The sequence below is a fragment of the Pedobacter westerhofensis genome (assembly GCF_900182595.1).
Lineage (GTDB): Bacteria > Bacteroidota > Bacteroidia > Sphingobacteriales > Sphingobacteriaceae > Pedobacter > Pedobacter westerhofensis.
In genome coordinates, this window is the sequence record NZ_FXTN01000002.1 from 260653 (window position 1) to 274003 (window position 13351).

General features: G+C 45.9%; 10 protein-coding genes. 5 read left to right on the forward strand and 5 right to left on the reverse strand.

Annotated features, from left to right (window positions below):
* Positions 1–336: 336 nt before the first annotated feature.
* The 3 genes from FN831_RS03895 (at position 337) to FN831_RS03905 (ending at position 6719) form a co-directional block, all read left to right on the forward strand.
* Positions 337–3558 carry a SusC/RagA family TonB-linked outer membrane protein gene (locus tag FN831_RS03895; RefSeq protein WP_142526909.1) on the forward strand — a complete coding sequence of 1074 codons (3222 nt, stop codon included), beginning with the start codon at positions 337–339 and terminating at the stop codon, positions 3556–3558.
* Between the two features lie 103 nt (positions 3559–3661).
* Complete coding sequence (locus tag FN831_RS03900) at positions 3662–5371, forward strand: RagB/SusD family nutrient uptake outer membrane protein (RefSeq protein WP_142526910.1); 1710 nt, start codon at positions 3662–3664, stop codon at positions 5369–5371.
* Between the two features lie 139 nt (positions 5372–5510).
* Positions 5511–6719, forward strand: coding sequence for a cytochrome c3 family protein (locus FN831_RS03905; RefSeq protein ID WP_142526911.1), 1209 nt, complete (start codon positions 5511–5513; stop codon positions 6717–6719).
* Here FN831_RS03905 and nudK read toward each other — a convergent pair.
* The 3 genes from nudK to FN831_RS03920 all read right to left on the reverse strand — a co-directional run bounded on the left by nudK (position 6709) and on the right by FN831_RS03920 (position 8319).
* Complete coding sequence (nudK, locus tag FN831_RS03910) at positions 6709–7284, reverse strand: GDP-mannose pyrophosphatase NudK (RefSeq protein WP_142526912.1); 576 nt, start codon at positions 7282–7284, stop codon at positions 6709–6711. The two genes, FN831_RS03905 and nudK, sit on opposite strands and share 11 nt — an antisense overlap.
* The gene (locus FN831_RS03915) at positions 7274–7678 is read right to left on the reverse strand and encodes a DUF4406 domain-containing protein (protein ID WP_142526913.1); all 405 of its coding nucleotides are present in this window, start codon (positions 7676–7678) and stop codon (positions 7274–7276) included. Before FN831_RS03915 ends, nudK begins: the two co-directional genes overlap by 11 nt.
* A 68-nt stretch (positions 7679–7746) precedes the next feature.
* On the reverse strand, positions 7747–8319 hold the full coding sequence (locus tag FN831_RS03920) for a Crp/Fnr family transcriptional regulator (protein WP_142526914.1): 573 nt from the start codon (positions 8317–8319) through the stop codon (positions 7747–7749).
* A 317-nt stretch (positions 8320–8636) separates the two neighbouring features.
* Here FN831_RS03920 and FN831_RS03925 point away from each other — a divergent pair, with 317 nt between their 5' ends.
* Both FN831_RS03925 and FN831_RS03930 read left to right on the forward strand, forming a co-directional pair.
* On the forward strand, positions 8637–9539 hold the full coding sequence (locus tag FN831_RS03925; RefSeq protein WP_142526915.1) for an NmrA family NAD(P)-binding protein: 903 nt from the start codon (positions 8637–8639) through the stop codon (positions 9537–9539).
* Positions 9540–9542: 3 nt separating this feature from the next.
* Positions 9543–10460: a helix-turn-helix domain-containing protein gene (locus tag FN831_RS03930; RefSeq protein WP_142526916.1), complete on the forward strand. Its 918-nt coding sequence runs from the start codon at positions 9543–9545 to the stop codon at positions 10458–10460.
* A gap of 24 nt (positions 10461–10484) precedes the next feature.
* Here the strand turns inward: FN831_RS03930 and FN831_RS03935 are convergent, their stop codons facing one another.
* Positions 10485–11354: an alpha/beta fold hydrolase gene (locus FN831_RS03935; RefSeq protein ID WP_142526917.1), complete on the reverse strand. Its 870-nt coding sequence runs from the start codon at positions 11352–11354 to the stop codon at positions 10485–10487.
* 221 nt (positions 11355–11575) lie between these two features.
* Positions 11576–13351: a RagB/SusD family nutrient uptake outer membrane protein gene (locus FN831_RS03940; protein ID WP_142526918.1), complete on the reverse strand. Its 1776-nt coding sequence runs from the start codon at positions 13349–13351 to the stop codon at positions 11576–11578.

The window sequence follows — 13351 nt, forward strand, 5'->3', positions numbered from 1 at the left end:
TATGCTTTTGAAAATAAGCTGGTGATGATGAAAAAAATGTGTCACTAAGTGTTGTTTTTACACAAACGATTTATTACTTTAGATTTACCGTTTTAGTAATAACCAGATATAACTTGTAATCCCGGATGTGTCGTCACAGACACCTTGACGGTAAATTACAAAATTTTTTAGCCGATGCTTGTGTATACGTACGCTGCCTTTCCTGCTGATTTAATTATTTGCCGGAACAGCCATGTGAAAAAAGAACTGTTAACTAAATAATTTGACTATTAAATTTATCTATAACTATATGTAAATAAGATCTTTACACCCTCACTATTAACCAAATATATTCTTATGCAACGAAAACTACCTTTTATCAAGGGGATGGGAATCCTTTTGCTCATGAGTCTGTGCCTTGCTTTTAATGCAATGGCCCAAACCAAAGTCACAGGAAAAGTCATCGCAGGCGACGACAAGTCTCCTATCCCAGGCGCTTCCATCAAAATCAAAAATGCTCCAGGAGGAACTACTTCCGACGTTAACGGTGTTTTTGCCCTCAACGTCCCCGAAAATGCTATCCTCGTTATTTCTTTTGTTGGATACAACAATAAAGAAGTACCTGTTACCGGCTCCACACTGAATATCACACTTGATCCTGTTAAAAACGATCTTACCGAAGTGGTTGTTACCGGTTACAGCTCACAGCGTAAAAAGGATTTAACGGGTGCCGTAGCGGTAGTGAACATCGCCCAGCTGAAGTCGCAGCCCGCGGCCAGTGCGATCGAGTCACTGCAGGGCAAGGCTGCCGGTGTGGCCATCATTACCGATGGAGCCCCGGGATCTACCCCGCAGATCAGGGTCCGCGGTACAACTACGATCAACAACAATGATCCATTATATGTGATCGACGGTGTTCCTTATGAGGGAAAACTTTCCTGGTTAAGCCAGAACGATATCGAAAGCATGCAGGTGCTGAAAGATGCATCCTCATCTTCTATCTACGGCGCAAGGGCCAATAATGGTGTGGTAATCATCACCACTAAAAAAGGTTCACTCGGCGCACCCAAAATATCTCTCGACAGCTATTATGGGATACAGACACCAAGAAAAGGTTCTTTCCCTAAAATGATGTCGCCACAGCAATATGCTGATTACCTGTTTACAGGATACAGGAACGCAGGTTTGCCGCCATCAACAGGTACCAACTACGGTAATGGCAGCAGTCCTACATTGCCAACATACCTGCTGGCAGGATCTGCAACAGGCCAAAACATCACTGCAGCAGATGCAGACCCTTCCAAATACAACTACAGCAGGGACCCGAATACTTTCTACCAGATCACCCGTGCCAATCAGCAGGGAACAGACTGGTTTGATGAAATTACTGAATCGGCACCTACACAAAGTTATCAGCTGAGCGCAACAGGCGGCGGCGAAAATGCTATCTACAGTTTTGGAGGCGGTTACCTGAAGCAAAACGGAACGATCAAAAACACAGGGTTTACCCGTTACAATTTCAGGTCGAACACACAGTTTACTGCGCTGAACAATAAACTGCGCTTCGGTGAAAATGCACAATACAGTTACTCAGAAGGTTTCGGCTTTGGTGTAAACCCAAATGTACCGGGAGAGTATCAGGATGAGGGCAGTCCGGTGTCATGGGCATACCGTATTCCTACCATCATCCCGGTTTACGATATCATGGGCAACTTTGCAGGCAGCCGCGGAAGCGGACTGGGAAATGCAGAAAACCCGGTTGCTGTGCTATACCGCGCTAAAGACAATATCAACAGGAGCAACTTCTTCTTTGGAAATGTTTTTGGTGAATATGATATCATTCCCGGCTTAACCGCACGTACCAGCTTTGGTATCCGTTATGAGAACTATAACGGACAGACCCTGCGTTATCCCAACCTTGAATTCCTGGAAGGTAACAACTCAAATAACTTAAATGAATACGAGGGCTATACCACAGAGTGGACATGGACCAATACCTTAAACTATAAAAAGACTTTTGGCAAACACGTATTTAACCTGCTGGCAGGTACAGAGGCAATCCGTAACCGTAACAGACAGCTGAATGGCGGAAGAAATGATTTCTTCCTGCTCGGTAACCAGGATTATTACTATCTGAATGCAGGTGCATCTAACATCAGCAACAGCAGTACAGGTACAGTAGGATCATTGTTCTCGCTGTTTGCGAAGGCCGACTACTCTTTCAACGACCGTTACCTGTTCAGTGCAACGATACGCCGTGACGGATCATCAAACTTTGGTGAGGATAACAAATATGGTTACTTCCCGGCAGTAAGTGGTGCATGGAGGATTTCGGAAGAGGACTTCATGAAAGACAATAAACTTTTCAGCGATTTGAAAATCCGCGTGGGTTATGGACAAACGGGTAATCAGAGAATCCCTTCTTTCCAATATGTGAACAGGTTCCAGAGTGCGATCAACAGTGCCGGTTATCCTTTAGCTGGCGGTAACAACGTGATCTCCGGAGTTTATCAAAATGCCTACAGTAACCCGCAGGTGAAATGGGAGTCGTTAAGTTCCATCAACGTTGGTTTGGACTTCACGGTGAAAGGTGGTGTTTTAGACGGATCGGTAGACTGGTATAACAAGAAAACAACGGATATGCTGTACCCGGTACCGCTTCCTTCTACAGCTGTAGGTCTGGGTACTTCGCCTTTTGTGAATGCCGGTGATATGAGCAACAAAGGGGTAGAGGTAAACTTAGGCTACCACATGAACCGTAACAATGAAAATCCTTTTAAATTAGACCTGGGGGTTAATTTCTCCAGAAATGTGAATAAAGTAATCAAACTGGCCGACGGGATCAGCAAACAGCCTTATGGTAACTTCAGAAGTTTAACTACTTCGATCTTGCAGGCAGGACAGCCATTTGGCGCGTTTTATGGCTATAAGGTAGCCGGCATTTATCAGAATGCAGCAGACATTTCAGGCAACCCTTCTTATACAGGTGCAAGGGTAGGTGGTTTCAGATATCAGGATGTAAATGGTGATGGTGCCATCACACCCGATGACAGAACGATTATCGGTAATCCAAATCCGGATTTCCTGTACTCGCTGAGCGTAAATCTTGCATACAAAAACTGGGATGTAGCGATGTTCTTTAACGGGGTCCAGGGTAATGATATCTATGAGGCTACGCGTTACTTTACAGACTTTCCAACATTTGATGGTGCAAGAAGTACAAGGTTACTGGATGCCTGGAGCCCTACAAATACCGGCAGCATGATCCCTTCACCTTACGTGGGCGTATCAGACCTTGAGTATGCTTCTTCAAGTTACTATGTACAAAACGGAAGTTTCTTCAGAATGAAAAACCTGCAGATCGGTTACACGATACCTGTAAAAGTTTTCGGTACAAAAACAGGCGTAAGCAAAGTGAGGATTTATGCAAGTGCGACCAACATCTTTACCGTAACAAAGTATACTGGTCTGGATCCTGAGATCAGCCAGGAAACGGATACGTTTTCTGTACCGGGCTTAGACAGGGGTATTTACCCTTCTCCACGTCAATACCTCTTAGGTCTTAGTGTTGGTTTTTAATTTTAAAAAATAAGAAGATGAAACCATCATCAGCATACCGCTTTAATAAGAAATGATATGCTGAGGATAGCTTCATAACCGCTTAAAATCAAATATACTCAAAATGAAAAAGTACATATATATATCGCTTATAGCTGTCCTTTGCACTGTATTATCGTGTAAAAAGGATTTTATCCAGAGAAATCCGCAAGGTGAACTGATCACTGAAAACCTGATTTCGCAGGATGGCGTGGAGGCTTTGCTGACCGGCGCTTACGGTTTGTTAAATGGTAACGTAAACGGAACATGGGGCAATTATGGTGCGGCTCCGAGCCAGTGGTTGTTTGGTGAAGTAGCATCAGACAATGCCCATAAAGGCAGTAGCAATGGTGACCAGCCAAACATGAACCTGATTGAACAGCATTCGCCAACCAGTACCAATGATAACCTTGCTAATCTCTGGGACAGATGTTTTGAAGGTATCCAGCGTTGTAACAATACGCTGAGGGTGCTGAGCGATTTACAAGCCGGAAAGGGCAGTGTGAAACTCTCCGATGCCCGCGCATTGCAGGTTCAGGCCGAAGCAAGGCTGCTGCGTGCCCACTATTATTTCTTCCTGGTCCGCGTTTTTAAATCTGTTCCCCTGATCACAGAAACAACAACAGAGCCGGCAGTAGATAACACAGCAGACATTTATCCCACTATCGTGGCAGACCTTACCTATTCCCTGGCAAACTTGCCTACAGACAAACCAAAAGGACAGGTGGGCCGTGTAGATAAATATATTGCACAGGCTTACCTGGGCAAAGTATTGCTGTACCAGAAAAAATATGCTGAAGCATACGCCCAGCTGAATGCAGTGATCACAGCGAAGGCAGACCTGGTAACTATGCCTTTTGCAGATAACTTTGATATTGATAAGGAAAATGGGCCAGAGGCTATTTTTGCAGTACAGCATGCCGTAGGTGCCGATGGTACCGGTGGTGACAACGGAAACGTTGGTGATATGCTCAACTTCCCTTATGCGGTTGCCTGCTGCGGTTTCTTCCAGCCTACGATTGACCTGGCAAATGCTTTCAAAGTGGATGCTGCAGGTTTACCACTGCTGGACGGATCTTACCGTACCAACCCTTATGTTTCTGATATGAACTTAACAGGAACTGCAAAAACAAATTATGTAGTACCAACTGCTTTGGCGCTTGACCCGCGTATTGATTATACTTTGGGCAGAAGGGGAGTAGACTACCGCAAAGGTTACGGCCTAATGCCGGGAGATGCATGGATCCGTGATGTGGGCAATGCAGGTCCGTTTGTAGTAGTTAAAAATGTACTGGACCAGGGACAAATTACGTCGGGCACAGCACCGGGGCTAACGAACGTGACAGGCTTAAATGTAAACCTGATCCGTTTGAGCGATATTTACCTGATGGCCGCAGAATGTGCGGTTGAAACGGGCGACCTGCCCCGGGCTTTATTCCTTGTAAACAAGGTAAGGGCACGTGCAGCATTGCTGCCGCCTAAAACTGTTGCCGGCGGAGGAGTTGCTGCAGCCTATAAGGTGAGCCCGTATCCGGTGTTCGCAAGCGCGGATTATGCAAGAAATGCGGTGAGGATGGAGCGCAGGCTTGAGCTTGCGATGGAAGGCCACCGTTTCTTTGACCTGGTACGCTGGGGCATTGCCAAGCAGACTTTGGAAAGCTATTTCAACTTTGAAGGCGGATATTTCAGTTACCTGAAAGGAATTGCAATAGAAGCAAGGGATGATTATTTCCCTCTTCCGCAGGATCAGATTGACAGAAGTAAAGGGGTGCTTAAACAAAGCCCGGGATACTAGAAATTTGGTAAATTAAGCTTTCATTATATACCCTCAGGTAGTTGATTTTAACTGTCTGGGGGTATTTTTATATTTAACATAGGATTATTTTAGCTACTTTAGGTTTTGATTGCCAGATGCCAACAACCAAATATTTTTTATGGGCCAACGACGTTTATTTTTAGTATTCCTGATCCTGGGTGTTTTTGTGTTCGCTATCGTGCAATGTACTCAGCAGGAGGAGCGTAAGGACAGTCGCGGACCAACATATGCAGGCAGTGCCAGCTGTAAAAACTGCCATAAAGATATATCAGGATCAATTACCCATAACGCACATTTCAATGCCTCCAGAATGGTCACGAAACCCAATTCTGCAGACAGCCTGAAGCTGCCTGACGGGGAGTTTATTTTTAATGAACATACAAAAGTGGGAGTAAAAAACTTGAAAGATGGTTTGTACCAGTCGGCACTGGTGAATGGCCAGGCAATGAAAACGGAACATACCGATATGGTGTTCGGCGCGGGGATCAGTGCATATACCTTTGCTTTCTGGTTTGGCAATAAGCTCATGCAAATGCCGCTCAACTATCTAACGAAAGAACATCAGTGGGTAAACAGCCCGGGGTTTCCATCAGACCAGATTTATTTCGGACGGCCTATCGTTGCGCGCTGTCTGGAGTGCCACAGTTCATCTGTAAAGCAACAGCTGGTGAAATCGGGTGATTTTAGTGTGGAAGAGGAACTGGTTAAAGGTTCTCTGATTGCCGGTATCGACTGTGAGCGCTGTCACGGGCCTGCCGCACAGCATGTAGAATTCCATGAAGCAAACCCGACGGTGAAAAATGCGGCGTATATGGTAAGTTATAAAGCTCTGGCCCTCACCAGGAGAATTGATATGTGCGGTGTGTGCCACTCCGGAACAGGTATAAAAACCTTAACCTCTACCTTTGCTTTTAAACCGGGCGACACGCTGAAAACGCTGCCCCAGTATAATGTATACAAGGGCGAAGATCCGGATGTGCATGGCAAACAGAAGCAACTGCTCGAAGCCAGTCTTTGTTATAAGGTAGGCAAGGCGGAGTGTATTACCTGTCATGATATTCATGACAACACAAAAAAAAGCGTGCAGATCTATTCCAACAAATGCATCAGCTGCCATAAAGAAGTTGTGCATAAAACATTGCCGGAGAAGAATGCATCGGTACTGGCCAAAAACTGTATCGACTGCCATATGCCGGTGAAGGAATCTCATGCAATAGGTTTCCAGATCAGCGGAAGCCAGAAAAAGATTCTTTACCGGTTAAGGACGCACAGGATTGCTGTTTATGACAGGCTGACTGGTACCAGTGAAGGCGGCGTTAAAAATTGAGTTTCATGTACTGCAGCAATATAATGGTTTTCGCATCTCTGATTTCAGCGCTGGCGATCATGTTATAAGCCTCCTCCATACCCAGCTCCAGAACCTCGATATGCTCCTGTTCTTCCTGTACACCCCCGCCGGCGGTTACTTTCATGTCTTTGGCATATTCCGCAACAAAGAAGTGAACAAGTTCAGTTACTGAGCCGGGCGACATATAAGCTTCGAATATCTTTCTTACACCTGTAACCTTATAACCTGTTTCCTCTTCCGTTTCCCTTCTGATGCAATCTTCGGGATTTTCATCATCGAGCAGGCCTGCACAAGCCTCGATCAGCATGCCTGATTTGTTTCCGTTGATGAAAGTAGGCAACCGGAACTGACTGGTGAGAATTACTGTTTTTGATTCATTATTATACAATAAAATTGTAGCGCCATTCCCCCTGTCGTATGCTTCCCTGCTTACTTTTTGTATGGATCCATCATTGTGATAATATGCATAAGTGATCTTTCGCAGGGTATACCAGTCATCTGAAAGGATTTCGGTTTTCAGGATGTTTATACCGCTATTCTGCATCAGGCACCTCATCTTTATTTGCGTCTGGCACCTCGTCTTTATTTGCGTCAGGCACCTCGTCTATATGGAAATAGATTTTCAGTCCTCGTTCCCTGCCAATTCTTACATCTTCGTCTGCACCTTTGGATGCGCCTTCAATCCTCAGGATCGCATCACATTTTTCAAGCAGACGGTGGGCACAGGGATACTGTATTTCGTTCCATATTGCATCGCCTGTGGATTCAGAGCCAGCCAACTGGATCAGGGGCAGGGCTACCCATTCGCCGATCATCGGTACATGGCCTTTCCTGAACAGTGGAACGGCCATTGCTTCGAGCTTGCTCAAATTCTGCTGCATTAAAGTTGGGTCGTCATTCGTGCCGCTTTTGTAAGGGCCTGCAATTAGTATCATCATATCGGTTTCTTTTTACAAATCAATTGAAAGATGAGCACAAATAACTTAAGGTACCTTAAGAGGGTGTATTATATCTCAGGCTTTCTTAGCGTACTTAAAAATTCAGGGGTAATACCAAGATAGGAGGCAATCTGTTTTTTCGTGACCTGCCTGGCGATCTGGGGGTATTTGCGGACAAAGCTGTGGTATCTTTCTTCTGCTGTCAGGGATAAATTCTCCATTACCCTCAACTGTTCACGGGTATACGCATTTTGCATGAGTATCCTGAAGAACCGTTCAAACTTTGGGACAGTTTCCAGCAGCAGGTCAAAGTTGGGCCTGCTGATTTGAAAGATCGTACTTTCCTCAATCGTTTCCAGATAGGTCATTGCTGGTTTTCTATTTAAAAAACAATACATATCAGTAATCCACCAGTCGGCAATAGCGAACATGATGGTAGATTCCTTTCCGTCTTTATCAATATAGTAGGATCGTAAAGCTCCCGAATGCACGTAGTACAGATACCGGCAATCCTCATCAGCCTGCAAAATCAAAGTTTTTTTGGTCACCGTTTTACGCACCACCAATGAAGTGAATACAATGGTTTCCTCTTCGCTCAGCTGAATATGTTTTGCGATATTACTAAGAATGCGGTCTGTCATATGACGATAAAAATTGATGTACTGTGAGCAGAGACAGCAAGATAAGATAATTTGGGCTGATAATTCAGCACATCATGTGGCAGAACGCTGATAGGCAACCGTAACTATGATCAACAGTCAGACTGGGATGAAGAAACAGAGATTTCGGCACAACAAGGAGAGATTTCATTAAAGCAGTTGAGGTCCTGATCCGCAACTTTGCTTAAGATCAATATTTATGATTGCCTGACCGCCTTTAGCTGCAGGCCGCTCATCAAGTCAAGCAACAATAAATCTGAAAAAAGACAAATAACCAATCTGAAAAAAATATATATCTTATGAAAATTGTAATCACAGGCTCTTTAGGGCATATCGGTAAACCGCTCGCACAAATGCTTATCGCCAAAGGACATGCGCTGACGATCGTGAGCAGCAGTACCGACAGGCGGACAGAAATTGAGAACATAGGTGCCGAAGCGGCAATTGGCTCCGTAAAAGATGCTGCGTTTTTAAGCACAGCTTTTGCCGGCGCGGATGCTGTATACACGATGGTGCCCCCGGTAAGCTATATGAACCCTGAACTGGACCCTGTTGCGGAATTCAGTATTACAGGCAAAGCATATGCAGAGGCGGTGATTAAAGCCGGGGTTAAATGCGTTGTGAATCTGAGCAGCTGGGGTGCCCATCGTGATAACGGTACCGGCGGGATAGTTGGCACGTATTATCTGGAGCAGATCATGAACGGGCTTCCTGAAGAGGTCAGTATCACCCATGTTCGCCCTGCTTCGTTTTACTACAATCTGCTGGGCTTTATCCCTGCGATAAAATACACCGGAAAAATCTCTGCCTGCTATGGCGGGGAAGACCTTACCGTGCTCGTAGCACCGGAAGATATAGCTGTTGCGGTAGCGCAAGAGCTGGAAAATTACACTGAGGGCAGAAAAATCAGATATGTGGCCAGCGACGAACTCACCTGCAATGAGGTGGCGCGCATTTTGGGTCAGTCCATCGCCCGGCCAGATCTGCAGTGGGAACTGATCAGCAAAGAACAGGCAATGGAAAACCTGCAGGCTGCGGGCCTGCCCCTAAAACCAGCGGAATTGCTCGTAGAATTACAGCTGGGGCATCATCATGGTTTAATAGCCGAAGACTATCTGGAGCACAGGCCGGTGCCGGGTAAAATAAAGATGCAGGATTATGCCAGAGAATTTGCACTGGCCTTTCAAAAACAGGTATATTAGGACATGACAACCGAGGGGCCTGAACATATCAAAAGCATTTCTGAGTTTCACCGGTTCAGGCAGTTGCCAGGGCCGGTGCACCCGCTGGTGAGCGTGGTACGGTTTGAAGATATGCGAAACATCGCAGGCCATCCTTCCAGCTGGGTGCTGGACTTTTACGCAATTGCCCTGAAAAGGAATTTCCATGCCAAACTTAAATATGGGCAGCAGTCGTACGACTTTGATGAAGGGATCATGACTTTCATGGCACCCGGTCAGAAAATCGGTATTGAGGCAGAAGCCGCTGATCCTGTTGAGCATTCCGGATGGCTGCTGCTTTTCCATCCTGATTTTCTGTGGAATACGCCGCTTGCCAAAGGCATCAGGCAATACGAGTATTTCGATTACTCCGTGAACGAAGCGCTTTTTCTCTCTGAACAGGAGGAAGCTACGCTAAACGGCATGATGCAACATATTGCAACTGAATATCAGCTGGTTATTGACGATTTTACGCAAAACATCATCATCGGCCAGCTGGAAGTGCTGCTGGCATATGCACAGCGCTTTTATCACCGGCAGTTCCTCACCCGCAAGCTGAGCAGCCATGACCTGCTCAGCCGGCTGGAAGTCGTGCTCGGAGAATGTTTCAGCCCTGAAAGCTTAAGTAAAACGGGAGTGCCAACGGTAGTGGCAGTGGCTGATGCGCTGCATGTCTCTGCAAATTATCTCAGTGGTTTGTTAAAAACCCTGACCGGCAAAAGTACCCAGCAGCATATCCATGATAAGCTCATTGCGCTGGCGAAGGAAATGTTATCGGCAAATGATTTGTCTGTTGCTGAGATTGCCTATGCGCTGGGGTTTGATTATCCGCAAACGTTCAGCAAACTATTCAAAAACAAAACCAGCGTTTCTCCGGTCGGCTTCAGGCAAAACTTTAACTAAACACCCCCCTTAAATTACCATTCGTTACGCTGGCAGAGTGCTCATGAAGGCCAGGATGTCCGTACCGATCTCCGCCGCATGAGTTTCCAGCGCAAAATGACCGGTGTTGTAAAATTTTACTGTCGCATCGGGAAGGTCCTGCTTGTAGGCTTCTGCCCCGGCAGGTATAAAGAAGGGATCTTTGTTTCCCCATACTGCCAGCAAAGCCGGACGGGTGCTACGGAAATAGGCATGGAAATCCGGATACAGTGCAACATTGGTCCTGTAATCCCTGAGCAGGTCCAGCTGGATTTCAACATTCCCCTGCCTGTCCAGGAAATGCTGATCGAGCGTATAACTCTCCGGGGCGATCAGTGAAGCGTCTGATACACCTTCATGATATTGGTACCAGGTAGCTTCTTTGCTGACAAAATCTTTCAGTGCATTCCTGTTGGCTGCAGAGTCGTCTTCCCAGTATTTTTGTATCGGGTTCCAGTCCTGGCTTAGCCCTTCTTCATAGGCATTGCCATTCTGGGAAATGATGCCGGTAACTTTTTCAGGATTGGCCATTGCAAGGCGGAACCCAACAGGGGCACCGTAATCAAATACATACACGGCAAATCGTTTCATCCCAAGCTGGCCGATAAATGATTGCATGATCTCCGCCAGGTTATCAAAAGTATAACTGAACTGGTCATGGCCCGGTGCATCAGAGTAACCAAACCCTGGCAGATCCGGGGCGATAACGTGATATTTTTTGCTCAGGATTGGGATCAGGTTCCTGAACATGTGTGAAGAAGTAGGGTAGCCGTGGAGCAACAGGATAGTTGGTGCATCTGCCTCGCCTGCTTCGCGATAAAATATATTTAAATTGCTGACCTGTATGGTACGGTAATGAACTGATGTGTTTTGCATAGCCTGAAAATTTTAATCTTTGATCATACAAAATTAAGCATGATATCTGATTGTTAAAAACGATTAAATGTGATAATTGTAATCGCTTTTTGTGATTGCTGTATATGGATACCAACGGCTTTGAAGCTGTGGCCACAGGGCGGATAAGAGAAGGGCCACATCATATGGGATGATGCAGCCCTTCTCTTAGAATAAACTATTTCGTAAAATACTTCCCGGCGTTATTGCCAGCCGGCATTTTGTCCTAAAGCAGGATTCTTTTGTAAGTCTCTTTGCGGAATCGGATAGTAGTACATTTTATCGTCCCACTGTCTTACAATCTCATTCATCCAGGTAAGCTCGCCAAAGGTGTTGCTCTTTAAGCGCTGGGAATTTGTTGCCCCGCTAATGGTAGGGGAAACGTTCACATACGTTACGCCCGCAACAGCCGCTGGCTGTGTGCCCTGGTAAAATGCTACATCAAGGATCCCGTCCTCGTTCAGGTCCATTGGCGTATTCAATGCCGGCACGTAGAAACCATTCCATTCCTGGTTCATCAGGGGCCCTCTTTTCCATCTCAGGATATCGCTGAAGCGGAAACCTTCAAGACTCAGCTCGATTCCTCTTTCTCTTCTGACCTCCAGGATAGTTGGATCAGAGATTCCCGGGAAGTAGTTTGCCACCAAGTACGGATCGGCCACTTTAGGTTTAGTGCTCAATCCCCCGGTGATGCCGCCTCTGGCTCTCAGTACACCAATGGTAGTTGCCCAGTCGGCATCTGTAAGCGTGCCCAGCTCAGCCTTTGCCTCTGCATAGTTGAGCAATACTTCGGCATATCTGAAAAGTGAAACGGCATTGATATTTAAAGCACCTGCATCATAATACATGTCATCCAGCGTCCATTTGATGGGCTGATATCCGGTAAATGTATAAGAGAATACTGGAGGGGCAGGCACCTGCACGCCATTGCTGATCCGTTTGTAGTCGCCCGATCGGATTGTCTGCTTTAACCGCAGATCTCTGTTTTTTACTTCATCCTTGAACAACATGGTTGGGTATGCCGGGTTATTCGTGTAAGGAGTTCCATCTATATTGAGATAGGTGTTGATGAAAGTCCTGGTAAAACTGGCTTTCTCGCCATAAGTACCACTGGTCCACCACCAGTTGGCTTCATTGAGCACACCAAGGTTTACGTCTGCAACGGCAGACTGTAATACCTCAGAGGCTAACGGTGTTGTGCTCGTAAAAACCTGACGGTAGGAAACTCCTGCGCCACCGGCGGTATTGATGCTGTATCCGCCTTTGTCCATGATTTCCTTAGCCGCACTTGCAGCATTTTCCAGCCAGGTACTGGCAGAAGAAGAGAGGTTCAGTTCTGTATGGTACTTCCTGAAGGTACCTTCAAAAAGGCATAATCTCGACTTAAAAGCATAGGCTACGTATTTGGTAACAGTAGTACGGCTTGCATCATTGGTAGCCGAAATGTTTGCACAGGCAAAATTTATATCTGCCAGTACCGAATCCATCACCAGTTCGCGTTTATCCCTGCCCGACATCAGTTTTGGATCATCTACATCCAGTGGTTTACCAATCCATGGTACGTCTCCAAACCTTTTCACTTTATCCAGATAGAAGTAAGCCCTGTAATATCTGGCTAATCCCAGGTAGTTGTTTCTTACCGCTGCAGGAATTGCAGGGTCGTTACAGTTTGCTATAAAGTAGTTGATGTTCCTTAAATTCGTCCATGTCCAGCCTGTGCTCAGGTTAGAAGAGTATGCTCCCGGACGGATAAAATTGTTTACGCTCTTCACTGCCAAATAATCTGAAAATGCATCCTGACTGGTAGAGTTCCTTGGCAGGAAGTCCATCTGGTAGAAGGAGTTGGTATATAGTTTTAATCCGGCTTCTGTACCGAAGACGGCCGCCTTGCTGGCAGTAGACTCTGGTTCCTGATCCAGCTTTTTACAGGCAGTGATACTTAAAATGCCCAGCAGGATCCATATATATTGTTTTTTCAT